The sequence below is a fragment of the Variovorax paradoxus genome (genome assembly GCF_024734665.1).
Taxonomy (GTDB): Bacteria; Pseudomonadota; Gammaproteobacteria; order Burkholderiales; family Burkholderiaceae_C; genus Variovorax.
In genome coordinates, this window is sequence record NZ_CP102931.1 from 1,395,896 (window position 1) to 1,410,459 (window position 14,564).

The following is a 14,564-nucleotide window of genomic DNA, read 5'->3' on the forward strand; positions in this document are numbered from 1 at the left end:
CATCGGCATGGCTCAAGCCCATGTCATGAACTGGATGGCACGCAGCACATCGGCCTCGCGCTCCATGAAGAAGTCGGTGTGGTTGCTGTTGTCGAGGGTCAGCCGGTTCGGGGTGTTGAGCGCCGCCACGAGCTGGTTCGAATTCGTGATGGCCGCGCTACGGATCATGCGCACGTAGTCCGAGGCATCTTTCTGCGTCTTGGCATCGAGCGGCAGTTCCAGCCACGGGAACATGTCGCGGGTGTCCGCAGGCAGGGCGGTCACGACCAGCGAAGGTGCGCGCACGGCCTTGTAGTCGGGCGAGAACGAGTGGGCGGCTGTTTCCATCGCGTCATTCACTTCGCTGGGTGTGTTGAGACTCACGCTTCCGTCGGCATGGATGTCGAGGCTGTCGCGCAGGTTCGCTTCCAGCACAGGCCACCAGTTCTTCGAATTGCGGCGGGAGAAGGCGATGGCAGCCTGCAGCGAGCGGCCGTTCTCCGGCTTCGGTTTGGGTTCTTCGAGCAGTGAGTTCGTCGGTACGTCCTCGCCGCCACTGTCTGCGCCCACCGTGTAATCGAAGGTCGTGTCGAGATAGATCAGGCCCTGCGTCCGTTCGGGATACAGGCCCGCGAAGCGCGTGAGCTCGTTGCCTGCGATCGAATGGCCGCCCAGCACCGCGCGCCGTACGCCGAGGGCGTCAAGCACGGCCTTCAGGTCGGCCACGAGCGTGTCCACCTCGTAGTACTGCGTGGCGGTCTTCACGGGCAGCGGCTTGTCCGAGAGGCCGTAGCCGCGGCGGCTGATCGCGATCACGCGCGACTTGGCGGCCAGTGCGGGTGCGAGGCCGTCGAAGCTGCGCGCGTTGGCGCCAAGCCCGGGCAGAAATACAAAGACCGGGCCGGTGCTGCGGGGCGGCTGCCAGTCGCGCACCTGCAGCGAGACTTCGGGCGAGCTCGAGACCTTGATACGGCGGTCGATGACGGAGACTTTGCCTTCGCCACTGTCGTTCCTTGGGCTTCCATCGCCAACACCCGGGTTGGTGTTCGGGGGGGCATCCGGGTTGGCACCTGGGCCGGCAGCGGCGGGAGCAGCAGGACTGGCATCCGTGCCAATGCCGGGCCCGATGCCAACGCCGCCGCGGCCGCCGCCACCACCGCAGGCGGCGAGCCCTGCAGCACTGGTCAGTGCCATGGCATGGAGGATGTCCCGCCGCCGGAGGCGGTTGCGATCCGGCTGGTCGCGAGGGGCCAGGAGGGTGGGCGATCGATTCACGTCGGTGTTCCGTTTCCGTGTGGTGAGGAGTCGCTCCAGTGTCCGGGCCCCACCTGAAGGGCTGCTTCGGCATTCATGAAGATTTCCTGAAGTGCTTCACCCGCGTGTCGCTGATACTCCGGCCACATTCCGGAAACGGAGTGGTTCGTTCACGTGGAGGCTCATGAATCTCTTGCTTGTTGAGGACGACCTTGACCTGGGCAACGGCGTGCGCATCGCGCTGGCCAATCAAGGCATGGATGTGGTGTGGGTCCGCAGACTCGACGACGCCTTGCGCACCCTCGACGGCGGCACCTTCGACATGGTGCTGCTCGACCTCGGCCTGCCCGACGGCGACGGGCTCGACCTGCTGTTCCGCCTGCGCCGCGACCGGCAGATATTGCCGGTGCTGGTGCTGAGCGCTCGCGACGCGCTGACCGACCGGCTGCGCAGCCTGGACGACGGCGCGGACGACTATCTCGTCAAGCCCTTTGCGCTGGCCGAGCTGCTGTCGCGCGTGCGGGCGCTCGCGCGGCGCAGCTACGGCTTCAACGACGAGACCATCCGCATGCGCGGCCTGGCGCTGCACGAGCCCACGCGCGGCGTGATCGTCGATGGCGAGCCGGTGGAGCTTTCGCGCTGCGAGTTCGACCTGCTGGCCTTGCTGCTCAAGCGCACCGGCCGCGTGGTCACGCGCCGCGTGATGGAAGAGCAGGTGCTGCCCGGCGGCCAGGCCAACGGCAGCAATTCGCTCGAAGTGCACATCTCCAACCTGCGCAAGAAGATCGGCCAGGGCTACATCCGCACGGTGCGCGGCATCGGCTACGTGATTGACGTGCAGTCGCTCGTGCGGAGCACGCAGAAATGAGGCAGGCGCTGGCGCAGCGCTGGAAGAACTGGAAACAACCTTCCCTGATGCGGCGCCTGCTGCTGGCGCAGATGGGCGTGGTCGCCTTGCTGTGGACCATGGCCATCGCGCTGCTGCTGTACGACTCCTACGAAGACCCCGAGCTGCTGAAGTTCGACAAGATCTTCCAGTCGGTGATTGCAATCGCGAAGAACACGGCCGACCAGCCCGACAAGCAACAGGAAACCCTGGCCGCCTTCGAGGCTGCGCTGCTCGAAACCATGGGCGACGGCGACGCCGCTTCGGACACCTCGCCGGTGCTGCAGGTCTGGCAGGGCGACAAATTGATCTACCGCTCGACGGCGGCCGTGCCTGTCATTCTGAATACCGTGCCGAACCGCGTCGAGACCGTGAAGGCGGGCAACCGCGAGTGGCGCGCGCGCACGCTGGCCTCGCCCACCTCGGACGTTCGCGTGATGCTGGCCGAGCCCAGCGTCTGGCGGTTGACGGTCACCGTGATGTACCGCGGCTACTACCTGCTGCCGCTGGTCATCAGCTTGCCTTTTCTGGTGTTTCCCGCGTGGCTGTCGGTGCGCCTTGCGCTGCGGCCGTGGCGCCGGGTGAGCCAGGAAACCGCTGAGCGCGGGCCGGCCGACCTCACGCCGCTGTCGTACGCGCCGCCGCACAAGGAACTGCAGCCGCTGGTGCAGAGCATCAACAGCCTGCTGCAGCGGGTGCGCGACAGCACTTCGCGCGAGCGCAGCCTGATCGCCGACGCCGCGCATGAGCTGCGAACGCCGCTGGCCGCCATGCGCGTGAACGTGGAAGCGCTGAAAGAGCAGAGCACCGACGAACATCAGCGCGAACTCATGGGCAACCTGCTGCGCAGCAACGACCGCGCGGCCCGGCTGGTAGGGCAGTTGCTGCAGCTCATGCGTAGCGACGCGGTTTCGGACAACGCCCTGCCCGTGATGCTGTCGCTCGACGCGCTGGTGCAAGACCGGCTGGCCATGATCGAAGGCCTGGCCAGTGCCCGCAACGTCGAGCTGGAACTGGTGAGCGAAGACCGCGTGCCGGTGCTCGGCGAGCGCGAAAGCCTGGTCTCGATGATCGACAACCTCATCAACAACGCCATCAAGTACAGCCCGCCGGGGAGCACGGTGGTCGTGCATGTGGCGCGCGAGGGCACCCAGGCACTTCTGACGGTGGCAGACGAGGGACCCGGCATTCCGCCCGCGCTGCGCGAGCGGGTGTTCGATCGCTTCTTCCGCAACCCCGACCAGAACCAGAGCGGCAGCGGGCTGGGGCTGGCCATCGTCAAATCGGTGGTCGACCGGCATGGCGGCGAGGTGGCGCTCGGCGAAGTCGCAAACGGCGGCCTGCTGGCCACCGTGCGGCTGCCGCTGGCCATGGCCGATACGCCGCAGCCCATGCTCTGCAGCTGAAACCTCTCCGGGCGCACGGCCAAAGGGCCGGGGCGGGGCCAATTTGGTGCAAAGAATTACACTACCCGGTGCTGTTCACAGGACACTTTCCAAATGAAGTGGGTCATTCTTGCCATCTTCGCGCTCAGTGCGCTCTACGTTCATTTCCGCGGCCAGGTGCGGCATCGCTTCTTCAGACAGCTCTCTGATCACTCGACCTTCCTCGCGCCGCTGAACGTCTTCATGTACCTTTTCTCGAAGGTGCCGGGTACGCCGTACCTGTCGCCCGCGCAGTTCCCCGAGATGCGCGTGCTCGAAGAAAACTGGGAAGTCATCCGCGAGGAAGCGCTGGCCATGCGCAATGGCGGCAGCATCAAGGCGTCGAGCCAGTTCAACGACGTGGGCTTCAACTCCTTCTTCAAGAGCGGCTGGAAGCGCTTCTACCTGAAGTGGTACGACGAGGCGCATCCTTCGGCCGCCGTGCTGTGCCCGCGCACCACCGAGCTGCTCAAGGGCATCGGCACCATCAAGGCCGCGATGTTCGCCGAGCTGCCGCCGGGCAGTCGCCTCGTGCGCCACCGCGACCCCTTCGCCGGTTCGCTGCGCTACCACCTGGGCCTTTGGACGCCGGGCGTGGAAGGCTGCTACATCGACGTGGACGGCCAGCGCTATCACTGGCGCGACGGCGAAGCCGTGGTGTTCGACGAAACCTTCATCCACTACGCCGAGAACACGACCGACCACGACCGCGTGATCCTGTTCTGCGACATCGAGCGCCCGCTGAAGTACCGCTGGGCCAGTGCCGTGAACCGCTGGTTCGCGAAGAACCTGCTGGCCGCAGCGAGCTCGCCCAATGACGCGGGCGACAAGACGGGCGGCATCAACCGCGCCTTCAAGTACATCTACCAGATCCGCGTGATCGGCAAGCGCCTGAAGGCCTGGGACAAGCGGGTGTACTACCTTGTGAAGTGGGCCATCTTCGGTGGCCTGGCCCTCTGGATCTTCTGGTAAGGCCGGCTTTTCAGGGCTTTCGCTGAAGGCCGAAGGCGGTTGCGAAGGCTTGCGCAACCGCCTCGACATTGCGGCTGCCTTCGTCCGAGTTCCGCCAGACCAGCGAGAGCTTGCGAAACGGAGCGCGGCTTCCCAGGCCCACTTCGCGCACCGCATAGGCATCGACCAGCGGGCGCCTGGGCTGCGGGACGACGGAAATCCCCAGGCCCTGGGCGACCATTGCAACGATGGCGTCCATCGAGCGCAGTTCCATCACGCAGCGCGCATCGGGCATCAAGCTGCGCACGTACCGCGCGGCGACGCGCCCTCCCGAAAGAGACATGTCGTAGCCGACCCAGTCGTAGGCTTCGAGCAATTGCCTGACCGTCTTGCCGGAGGCATTCGGCGGCGCCAGCAACACGTAGGGCTGGCGATGCAGCTCCCGCCAGACCAGCCGGCGCGAGCCACCGGCTTCCGGCCTGACCAGCAATGCGACGTCGAGCCGCGCCGCCTTCAGCTCGGAGATCATTTCGTCGCTGTCGTTCAGCGGGGGAACCACTACATCCAGCGACGGATGCTTCTGGCGAAGCTCATGCAGCGCCTGCGGCAGCACGTCGCTCTGCATGCTGGTGATCACGCCGACCCTGATGCGGCCCGCCACCTCCACCACCGGGCGGGAGCGAAGCATCTGCAGCCTGTGGGAGAAGTCGCCCACCGCGCTCACTACCTCGTGGGCAAAGGCCGTTGGCGCCACCACGCGGGTGGAGCGGTCGAACAGCGGCTTGCCGAAATACTGTTCAAGCTGCTTGACCTGCAGGCTCACAGCACTCGGGCTGCAGCCCACGACGCCGGCTGCGGCGGTGAAGCTGCCCTGCTCGAGGATGGTGCGCAAGGTGACCAGCATCGTGAGATTCATGAGAAATCCTCACAGTTGATATTTGTATATCTCGCTTTACTCATTTTATGGCGCGCCTAGGATTCGCTGAATTCATTCAACCTGTCCGATCGGAAGCACCCGCTCATGAACGACATCCGACGCCATCGTCTTGCACGTGCCAGGAGCCTGGCATGCACCTTGGGGCTCGCGCTCGCCGCAGCGCATGCGGCCGCCGCTGCGTGGGTGCCCGAGCGTCCCATCCATCTGGTCTCGCCGAGTCCCCCGGGCGGGGGCACCGATGCCGTCTGCCGCCTGCTCGCGGCCAAACTGGGCGAGCAGGCCAAGTGGCAGGTGGTCGTCGATACCAAGCCCGGTGCCGGCAACAACATCGGCCTGGAGTTCGGTGCGAAGTCGCCGCCCGACGGCTACACCGCCGTGCTGGGTGAAACCAGCAACCTGGCGGTCAACCAGTTCCTCTACAAGAAGCTCAGCTTCGACCCCTCCAAAGATCTCGCGCCGGTTGCGCTGGTCGGCACGGGCGTGTCTGTGCTGGTGGTGAATGCCTCCAGCCCGTACGACAGCCTCGCTGCGCTGCTGGCGGGCTCGAAGAAGAAACAGCTCGCCTATGCATCGTCCGGCAATGGAACCGTTGGGCACCTGGTAGCCGAGAACCTACGCGTGACGGCGGGAGCCAACGTTCTGCACGTGCCCTACAAGGGCGGTGGCCCGGCCATGACGGACATGCTGGGCGGGCAGGTCGACTTCTACATCTCTTCCCTTGTCTCGGCGCTGCCGCTCATCAAGGACCACAAGCTCCGGGCGCTCGCGGTGACTTCGGGAGCGCGGGACCCATCGCTGCCTGATGTTCCCACCTTCATCGAGAGCGGCTTCAAGGGCTTCGAGTACTACACGCTCTATGGTGTCGTGGTGCCTGCGAAGACACCGGAGAACATCGTCCGGACCATGAACACGGAAATCAACCGGGTGCTCGATTCGGCGGATGTCCGGGCCAACCTCGCCGCGCGCGGCATCTATGTGCGGACCGGAACGCCGGAAGCGTTCGGCACGTTCCTGAACGGCGAGAGAAAGAAATGGGCGGAGGTCGTGAAAGCGACCGGCGCGGTTGCCGAATGACCCAAGACAGCATGTATCCGCCGGTGGACCTTCGCAGCGACACGGTGACGCTGCCCACAGAGCAGATGTACGACCGCATCGCTTCCGCTCCTCTCGGCGACGACGGGCTCGACGGCGACCCGACCGCACTGGAGCTGGAGGCCGAGGCCGCCCGGCTGCTGGGCAAGGAGGCTGCGCTGTATGTTCCGAGCGCAACGATGGCCAACCTCCTTGCCATCCTCGCCCAGGCCGGGCGGCAGGAAGTCGTTCTTGCCGAAGCGGCATCGCACATCTACGTGACCGAACGCGGCGCGGCCGCGCTGACAGGGTCGTTCTATCAGGCCATTGCCGGTGTCGACGGTGCCATGGACCTGGGCCTGCTCGCGCAGGCCTTGGGGCCGGGCCGCAACAAGCTGCGCACCGGGCTCGTCTGTCTGGAAACCTCTCACAACAATGCCGGCGGGGCGGTGCTGCCGCTCACCCACATGCAGGCGGTGTTTGCAGTGGCCAGGGATGCGGGCGCTGCCGTCCACCTGGACGGCGCACGCTTGATGAACGCTGCGGTGGCACTGGGCGTGCCAGCCGCTGAGATCACGGCCTTTGCCGATACCGTTTCGCTGTGCCTGTCCAAGGGCCTGAGCGCGCCTATGGGGGCTGTGCTCGCCGGGCCAACGAACACCATTCAGCGTGCCAGGTGGCACAGGAAGCTGCTCGGGGGCAGCCAGCGCCAGGTCGGGATCGCCGCGGCCGCGGGGCTAGTTGCCATCACCACCATGGTGGGCCGGCTTGCGGACGATCACGCGGTCGCGCGCCGACTCGCTCACGGAATCGGCCAGCTCCGGGGGCTTTCCGCCAACGAGCCGCAGACCAACATCGTGCAAGTCGACGTGAGCGCCACGGGGCTCGACGCGGCCCAGTGGGAAGCTGCGCTGCGCAAGCTGGGCGTGCTGGCCCGGACCTGGGGAAGGCACAAGCTGCGCTGCGTCACCCATCGTCATACGGGTGAGCGCGAAATCGACACGGCCCTGGAGGCTTTCAGGGCTGTCGCCGCGAGCGCTGCCTGACTGTCTGGTGCGCTGGGGCTCAGGCCTCGGTCCACACCAGCCAGTCGCGCGTGGTGCCGGCCCAGCTCACGGCGGCAGCGAGCAGCGTGCCGCCGAGCACGTCGAGCAGCACGTGCTGTCGCGTTGCCAGCGTCGAGTAGACGATGCCGAAGGCCCATAGCATGTTCAGCGCGCGCAACCATGTGGGCGCTGTCACGCTGCGCAACTGGCGCTCAAGCAATACCGCGGTGAGCACTGCGAACGCGACGTGCAACGACGGAAATGCATTGCCGCCCACGTCGGTGGCCTTGAGGAACTGCAGCGCCGGATACTGCGCCCAGTCGACAGCAAACACCGGCACCGTCGTGGGAAAGAGCCAGAACACCACGAGGCCGACGGCGGCCATGATGGCGGCGTCGCGCGCGCAGGCCCAGAGCTCTGCCTTGTCCTTCGCGAAGGCCGGCGCTAGCGAGATGTAGAACCACAGCGAGCCGTAGAGCACCATCGCGTCGTCGCTCACGCCCACCCAGTGGTCGAGCCGCGTGAGCGGCATCACTGTCGGCTCCGATGGCGGGTTGTGCATCACCCAGAAGTACACGACGAAGAAGCCCGAGATGCCGACGGTGGTGCCGATCATCTTCACCAGCCAGAGCGTGGCGATCCGCTGGCCCAATGCCATGTACCAGGGCACGGAAGGAAGGGGAGATGAAGTCGCCGGGCGGGAGGTCATGGATCGCCCCAGCTTATGCAGCTGCATTGCGTGAACATTGCGCTTTCCGCAATGAGCTGCAAGGAGGCCTCTCCTAGAATGGCCCGCTTCTTTTTTGCACACAGCCCTTGCCGCACCCCTCATGAGAATCCTGCTCGTCGAAGACGAAGTCGATCTGGCGCAAGCCCTGGCCTCGGCGCTGCGGCAGAACCAGGCGGTGGTCGACGTGGCGAGTTCGCTGCGCGAGGCCGAGGAAGCATCGCTGTCTGCGCAGCACGACGTGATCGTGCTCGACCGCGGCCTGCCCGATGGCGACGGCCTCTCGCTCGTGGCCTTCCTGCGGCAGAACGATATCGCCACAGCGGTGCTGGTGCTCACGGCCATGACCGACGTGGCCGAGCGCGTGCTGAGCCTCGACGGTGGCGCGGACGACTACCTTGCCAAGCCCTTCTCGATGGACGAGCTGATGGCGCGCGTGCGCGCATTGGCGCGGCGCCCCGCGGTGCGCGCGAACCTCGTCATGACGCTCGGGCAGCTTCGCTTCGACCATCACACGCGGCAGGCCCACGTAGGCGATCTTTGCCTCACGCTGCCGCGGCGCGAATTGCTGGTGCTCGAGGCACTGCTCGAACACCGCGGCCGTACCGTGCTGCGCGAGGCCATGCAAGACCGCGTGTACGGCCACAAGGACGAGATTCAGTCGAACGCGCTCGACACGCACGTGTCGCGGCTGCGCTCCAAGCTCGACAAGGCCGGCGCGCAGGTGGAGATCCATGCAATTCGCGGCGTCGGCTACCTGATCTGCGCAGCCCGCCTGGCGGCATGACATGACGCTGAGCCTGCTCTCGCTGCGCTGGCGGCTGATCTGGAGCCTGATCCTGCTGCAGGTGGTGGTCGGCTCGCTTGTGATGGGCGGCTTTCTCGGGCTGGCCTGGGTGCTGGGCCGCGTGGTCGACGAGACCGGGCAGGAGACCGTCACCGTGATCCAGCGCGCGCTGGCGCGCGGCCCCGACGGGCAACTGGTGGTCGAGCCGACGGCGGAAGTGCAGCGCCTGCAGAAGGCCGATCCGCCGTTCTGGTTCATAGCGCGCGATGCCCACGGCTCCGAAGTGCGCAGCGGCGACGTGCCGCCTGCCTATTCCACGCTTTTCAACGCGCTCGGCGACATGGAGCGCATGGCCCTCAACCCCGAGGACGACAACACCCGGCCCAAGGCCCGCTTCGAGCGCGCGCAGACGCGTGCGGGCCTGGTGGCCGTGATGGTGCAGACCGGCGGCCCGCTGACGGTAAGGAACACGCTCAAGGGCACGGGCATCGCCTTTCTCTTTCTGGTGGCGCCGATGGCGTTGGTGACCTGCCTCGGCGTGATTCTGGCCACACCCTTCGTGGTGAAGCGCGGCCTCAAGGGCGTGGTGGCCACGGCCGAGCATGCCGAGAGCATCGACGTGCACGAGCGCACCACGCGCCTGCCGCTGGCCAACGTGGCCAGTGAGATCCGCCCGCTGGTCAACGCCGTGAACCGTGCCTTCGACCGGCTCAACGAAGGCTACGACCGGCAGGAGCGCTTCCTCGCCGACGCCGCGCACGAGCTGCGCACGCCGATCACCACGCTGCAGATCCATCTCGAAGGCCTGCAGGACGGCGCGCTCAAGGTCAAGCTGATGCAGGCCTCGGCACGGCTCGCCACGCTGGCCGAGCAGTTGCTCGATTTGCAGCGGCTGGACCACGTTGCGGTGCACGACCAGCAGCAGGTCGACCTGAAGGCGCTGTGCGAGCGCGTTGCGGGCGACATCGCGCCGCTGGCGATCATGAACCGGTGCACGCTGTCGGTCGATGCGCCGCGGCCGCTGTGGGTGCGCGGCGATGCGCCCTCGCTCGAACGCGCGCTCAGCAACCTGATCCAGAACGCCATCGAGCACGGCGGGCAGGGCTGCGACATCCAGGTGCGGCTGTGGGAGCCATCGGGCTTCGAGGTGCTCGACTCCGGGCCCGGTATTCCGGCGGCAGACCGCGAGCGCGTGGTGGCGCCGTTTCACCGGCTCGTGCCGCGTGGGCGTGGCGCGGGGCTCGGGTTGCACCTTGTGGCCGAGGTTGCGCGCCTGCACGGTGGGCAACTCACGATCGGGTCGAGCGAATCAGGCGGGGCGAAGATGCGGCTGGAGCTGAACCTCGAAGCATGAAGATCTGCCCGCCATGAACGCCATCGACCGGCTGCCCGAACCCACGAACCTCGCCGGCGCGCAAGCGCTTATCGCGCGCGTGCAGGCATTGCTCGATGCCGAAGGGCTCGCGATGCGCGAGCCGCCGCCAGAGCCCACCACCTGCTGCGGGCGCGGCTGCAACGGTTGCGTGTGGGAGGGCTGGCTCGCCGCCGTGGCCTACTGGCGCGACGAGGCTTCGCTGCTGCTCGGTTGATGGCTCAGGCGATGCCGGCACCGAGGGCCATCACACGGCCTGCACGGCAAAGCCTTCGAGCGCAGCGGCCTACAGCTCGAGCCGCTCCCAGTGCTTGTAAGCCCACTCGTATTTTCCGCATGCGTAGGACACCAGGGTGTCGACGGCCTGATCGGCGCTGACGGGCTCGGTGCTGCGGTAGTGCGCCCCGGTTGTGACCAACTGGTGCTCCAGATGAAAGCCCTTGGGATCGGCGAACACCTGCATGTACGTGCCGCCACGCAGTTCGATGACTGCGAACGCGTTCGCATCGTCCTGCAGCAAGGGGACCCAGTGGCGGATGTTGGCTTCGTTCGCCGCTTCCGCCACACCGAAGTCGGGGCAATCGAGCATGGGCTGCTGGTACTCCGCGCCGATGTCGAAAAGAAGGTAGTCCTGCGCGGCGGCCGCACCGTTCCTGAATATGGCGATGAAGAAGCAATCCGGGATGCCGAGCGGAACATGAACCAGCAGTGCATCGTCCGCCTTGGAGCGGCGGGCGAAGACCTGCGCCAGCTCAGGGACAGTCCATGCGTTCAATCGCAGGGGTTCACGAAGGCCATGCACAAGCTCCAAGGCACTGCGCTTGACCGCATCGCCTACGGCGTGATCCTCGGTGCCTCCTTCGAGAATGCCCAGGTACTCGTGGAGTTGAATGAGCCTTGAAGGCGGCGGCTTCGATTTGCGAGAAAAGAACATCTGGATGTGGCTCCCATCGATCCGGCATTCTGTCGCAAGGCCGGGCAACCGCCGTTGGCCGTCAGTTGTCGTAGTTCGTGCCCGGCTCTTCGGTTCCGTCGAGATTCCAGAATCGCCACACGCCGACCTCCTGGCCCTCGCGATAGCGGCCCTCGGCTGCAGGCCGTCCGTCCGGATGGAAGTCGCGCCAAAGCCCATCCTCCTTGCCATCGACGTACTGCCCTTCGGATGCCACCGTGCCATCCTCGTGATACGCAACGAAGAGGCCGTGCCGAACCCATCGGGTCTTGTCGGGCGACAGCACCCTCGCATAGCGGAACTTGATCGCTCCCGATTCGTAGGGAATCTCGGCGATGTTGAGATCGGCTTCGATGCTCATGCCTTGGTGTTGGCGGGCGAATTGGCGAACATGCTGGCGCCCACCTCCGAGTTTCACCTCGGACCACGGTTCGCTTCAAGGTCTACTGATTCTGCGACCCGCGATGCGCCCAACCAGTCGTGTGCTTCTCGATCACGCTGAAAAGCTCGTACATCAGCATGGCCATTGCGCCCACCACCATCAGGCCCGCGAAGGCCAGGCCCATCTGCATGGCCGAGCCGGCGGAGATCAGCAGGTAGCCGATGCCTTCGTTGGCAGCCGTCATCTCGCTCACCGTGGTACCGACGAAGGCGAGCGTGATCGCCACCTTCAGCGAGCCGAAGAAGTAGGGCATGGAGCGCGGCAGGCCGATCTTCATGAGCACGTCCCAACGCTTGGCGCCGAGCACGCGCAGCACGTCTTCGAGCTCCGGCTCCAGCGTGGCGAGGCCGGTCGCGATGTTGACCATGATCGGGAAGAAGCTGATCAAAAAGGCCGTGAGAATCGCCGGCCCCACGCCAATGCCGAACCACACCACGAGGATGGGCACGAACGCCGCCTTGGGCAGTGCGTTGAAGGCGGTCATCAGCGGGTAGATGGCCGCGTACGCGATGCGCGAGCTGCCGATCACGAAGCCCAGCAGCACGCCTACCACGATCGCCAGGCCAAAGCCCGCCATCGTGACCCAGAAGGTGCGCCATGCGTGGCCCGCGATGATTTCCTTGTATTCCCAGAACTGCGTCCAGATGCGCCAGGGGCTCGGGAAGATGAAGTCGGAGACCTCGAAGCCCGCGCAGATGACCTGCCACAGGATGAGCACTGCGACCAGCAGCAGCCATGGCGACCAGCGTTCGATTTGTTTGGTGTTCTTCATGGTGCGCCCGCTCAGTGAGACACGGCCGCGGCCGTCTGCGCCGCGCTGATGCCTGTGTTGCGGATGGCTCCGATGTGCCCGCGCAGCTCCAGCACGATGTCGGTGAACTCCTTGGTGTAGGTGAGTTCGAGCTCGCGCGGACGCGGCAGATCGATCTCGCGCTTGACCACGAAGCGTCCCGGGCTCTTGCTCATCACGTACACCGTGTCGGCGAGGAACACCGATTCGCGCAGGTCGTGCGTCACCAGGATCACGTTGAACTGCTGCTCGGTCCAGAGGTCGCGCAGGATGCACCACAGCTCTTCGCGCGTGAATGCGTCGAGCGCGCCGAAGGGCTCGTCGAGCAGCAGCATCTTCGGCTCGTGGATGAGCGCGCGGCAGATGCTCGCGCGCTGCTGCATGCCGCCCGAGAGCTGCCACGGAAACTTGTCTTCATAGCCCGCAAGGCCCACCTTCTGCAGCAGCTTGCGCGCGCGCTCGACGTACTCCTTGCGCCTAGCCTTGAAGTTCGAGCGGTAGGGCTCGACGATTTCCAGCGGCAGCAGCACGTTGTCGACCGTGGTGCGCCACGGCAGCAGCGAAGGCGCCTGGAAGGCCATGCCCGAGATCTTGAGCGGCCCGGTTACGGGCTGGCCGTCGATGCGAATCTTGCCCATCGAGGGCATCTTCAGCCCCGTGGTGAGCTTCATGAAGGTCGACTTGCCGCAGCCCGAGGGGCCGACGATGGCGATGAATTCGCCACGCTTGACCTTCAGGTCGATGGCTTCGACCGCGAAGTGGTTCTCGCGCAGCAGCTCTTCGTTGTAGGCGAGCCAGACGTCCTGGAAGTCGACGAAGGGGGCTGCAGCCGCGTCTTGCGATGCGTCCGCCATCACTTCTTCAGGATGTTCAGTTCAGCGGCGGGCGGTAGCAGAGCGGCGGTCCACACCGCGTCGGGGCTCACGCGCGTCTTGGTGTTGAAGGCGTCCGACACCTGCGAGGCCATCAGCGACATGCGGCCTGCGTTGACCGCGCCGAAGCCTTCGGCGCGTGCGTCAGGGCTGTTGATGACGGTGTCGATGGCCAGCTGCAGTCGGCGCGTTTCGAGCTTGCTGTCGATGATGCCGTCGCGCGCCTTCACCGATTCGATGGCCACGGCCGGGTTGGCAATGACTTCCTTCGCGCCCTTGGCAAAGGCCGAGAGGAATTTCTTCACCGCCGCCGGGTTCTCCTTGATGAGCTTGGGCGAGGCGATGATGACGTTGCCGTACAGCTTCACGCCGTAGTCGGGGTAGGGCAGCACCACCACGTCGGCCGTCTTGGCGCCGCGCGCCTCGAGGTTGAGCAGCGAGGTGAAGGTGAAGCCGGTGATCGCGTCGATGTCGCCGCGCATCAGCATGGTTTCGCGCAGCGTCGGGTCCATGGCGGTCCAGTTGACGGCGCCGATGTTGTTGGCCTTGGCGAAGATCGGGAACGCGCGGCGGCCCGCGTCGAACATCGGCGCGCCCAGCTTCTTGCCGGCAAGGTCGGCCGGCTTGGTGATGCCGCTCTTCTTGAGCGCCATGACCGAGGCCGGCGTGTTGTTGTAGACCATCATCACCGCGACCGGCTTGTTGGGGCTGTCGGGGTTGTTGGCGTGGAACTCCATCAGCGCCGCGAGGTCGGCAAAGCCCATGTCGTAGGCGCCCGAGGCCACGCGCGTGACGGTGCCACCCGAGCCGTTGCCCGCGTCGATGGTCACGTCGAGCCCGGCCGCCTTGAAGTAGCCCTTGGCGGCGGGGTGCAGGAACAGCGCGGCCGGTCCTTCGAAGCGCCAGTCGAGCTGGAACTTGATCGGCGTCGGGCTCTGTGCAAGGGCCGGTGTAAGGCCGAAGCAGATGGCCGAGGCGGCGAGGAAGGACTGGAGCAGTTGGCGCTTGTTCATGCGGAGATCGATCCGTTGGATGAAAGGGGATTGAATGCTTCGGCATTCAAGCAAAAACGGT

16 protein-coding genes are annotated in these 14,564 nt (G+C 65.9%); 8 read left to right on the forward strand and 8 right to left on the reverse strand.

All coding sequences use genetic code 11. From position 1 onward, the window contains the following. Nucleotides 1-12: 12 nt before the first annotated feature. Nucleotides 13-1,173, reverse strand: coding sequence for an alpha/beta fold hydrolase (locus tag NWF24_RS06605; protein ID WP_093058109.1), 1,161 nt, complete (start codon nt 1,171-1,173; stop codon nt 13-15). A 244-nt stretch (nt 1,174-1,417) separates the two neighbouring features. Here NWF24_RS06605 and NWF24_RS06610 point away from each other — a divergent pair, with 244 nt between their 5' ends. The 3 genes from NWF24_RS06610 to lpxO all read left to right on the forward strand — a co-directional run bounded on the left by NWF24_RS06610 (nt 1,418) and on the right by lpxO (nt 4,515). Next, nucleotides 1,418-2,101: a response regulator gene (locus NWF24_RS06610; protein ID WP_093058110.1), complete on the forward strand. Its 684-nt coding sequence runs from the start codon at nt 1,418-1,420 to the stop codon at nt 2,099-2,101. Next, the gene (locus tag NWF24_RS06615; protein ID WP_258353490.1) at nt 2,098-3,525 is read left to right on the forward strand and encodes a sensor histidine kinase; all 1,428 of its coding nucleotides are present in this window, start codon (nt 2,098-2,100) and stop codon (nt 3,523-3,525) included. The genes NWF24_RS06610 and NWF24_RS06615 overlap by 4 nt, the downstream gene beginning before the upstream one ends. Nucleotides 3,526-3,618: 93 nt before the next feature. Then, a complete protein-coding gene (gene lpxO, locus NWF24_RS06620) occupies nt 3,619-4,515 on the forward strand; it encodes a lipid A hydroxylase LpxO (protein ID WP_093058112.1) in 897 nt (298 codons plus the stop codon). 10 nt (nt 4,516-4,525) lie between these two features. On the opposite strand, the gene NWF24_RS06625 is transcribed toward lpxO, so the two are convergent. Then, a complete protein-coding gene (locus NWF24_RS06625; protein ID WP_258353491.1) occupies nt 4,526-5,410 on the reverse strand; it encodes a LysR family transcriptional regulator in 885 nt (294 codons plus the stop codon). A gap of 105 nt (nt 5,411-5,515) precedes the next feature. Between NWF24_RS06625 and NWF24_RS06630 the strand changes: the two genes are divergently transcribed. Next, nucleotides 5,516-6,505 (forward strand): tripartite tricarboxylate transporter substrate binding protein, encoded by a 990-nt coding sequence (locus NWF24_RS06630; protein WP_258353492.1) that lies wholly within the window; start codon nt 5,516-5,518, stop codon nt 6,503-6,505. Continuing rightward, the gene (locus tag NWF24_RS06635) at nt 6,502-7,548 is read left to right on the forward strand and encodes a threonine aldolase family protein (protein WP_258353493.1); all 1,047 of its coding nucleotides are present in this window, start codon (nt 6,502-6,504) and stop codon (nt 7,546-7,548) included. The genes NWF24_RS06630 and NWF24_RS06635 overlap by 4 nt, the downstream gene beginning before the upstream one ends. 19 nt (nt 7,549-7,567) lie before the next feature. Here NWF24_RS06635 and NWF24_RS06640 read toward each other — a convergent pair whose 3' ends face one another. After that, nucleotides 7,568-8,257 carry a phosphatase PAP2 family protein gene (locus NWF24_RS06640; RefSeq protein WP_258353494.1) on the reverse strand — a complete coding sequence of 230 codons (690 nt, stop codon included), beginning with the start codon at nt 8,255-8,257 and terminating at the stop codon, nt 7,568-7,570. 121 nt (nt 8,258-8,378) lie between these two features. Between NWF24_RS06640 and NWF24_RS06645 the strand changes: the two genes are divergently transcribed. From NWF24_RS06645 to NWF24_RS06655, 3 genes are read left to right on the forward strand one after another with little or no spacing between them, the layout of a single operon-like run. Beyond that, a complete protein-coding gene (locus NWF24_RS06645; RefSeq protein WP_258353495.1) occupies nt 8,379-9,062 on the forward strand; it encodes a response regulator in 684 nt (227 codons plus the stop codon). Nucleotide 9,063: 1 nt separating this feature from the next. Next, nucleotides 9,064-10,416, forward strand: a complete 1,353-nt coding sequence (locus NWF24_RS06650; protein ID WP_258353496.1) for a sensor histidine kinase — start codon at nt 9,064-9,066, stop codon at nt 10,414-10,416. Between the two features lie 13 nt (nt 10,417-10,429). Next, a complete protein-coding gene (locus NWF24_RS06655) occupies nt 10,430-10,651 on the forward strand; it encodes an oxidoreductase-like domain-containing protein (RefSeq protein WP_258353497.1) in 222 nt (73 codons plus the stop codon). Nucleotides 10,652-10,720: 69 nt separating this feature from the next. On the opposite strand, the gene NWF24_RS06660 is transcribed toward NWF24_RS06655, so the two are convergent. From NWF24_RS06660 to NWF24_RS06680, 5 genes are all read right to left on the reverse strand, one after another. Further along, entirely contained in the window at nt 10,721-11,368 is a 648-nt protein-coding gene (locus NWF24_RS06660) for a hypothetical protein (protein WP_258353498.1), read from the reverse strand. Between the two features lie 61 nt (nt 11,369-11,429). Further along, entirely contained in the window at nt 11,430-11,747 is a 318-nt protein-coding gene (locus NWF24_RS06665; RefSeq protein WP_258353499.1) for a toxin-antitoxin system YwqK family antitoxin, read from the reverse strand. 82 nt (nt 11,748-11,829) lie between these two features. Further along, nucleotides 11,830-12,600, reverse strand: coding sequence for an ABC transporter permease (locus NWF24_RS06670; protein ID WP_093058140.1), 771 nt, complete (start codon nt 12,598-12,600; stop codon nt 11,830-11,832). Between the two features lie 11 nt (nt 12,601-12,611). Then, on the reverse strand, nt 12,612-13,472 hold the full coding sequence (locus tag NWF24_RS06675) for an ABC transporter ATP-binding protein (protein ID WP_258353500.1): 861 nt from the start codon (nt 13,470-13,472) through the stop codon (nt 12,612-12,614). Further along, a complete protein-coding gene (locus NWF24_RS06680) occupies nt 13,472-14,503 on the reverse strand; it encodes an ABC transporter substrate-binding protein (protein WP_258353501.1) in 1,032 nt (343 codons plus the stop codon). Before NWF24_RS06680 ends, NWF24_RS06675 begins: the two co-directional genes overlap by 1 nt. Nucleotides 14,504-14,564 lie beyond the last annotated feature (61 nt).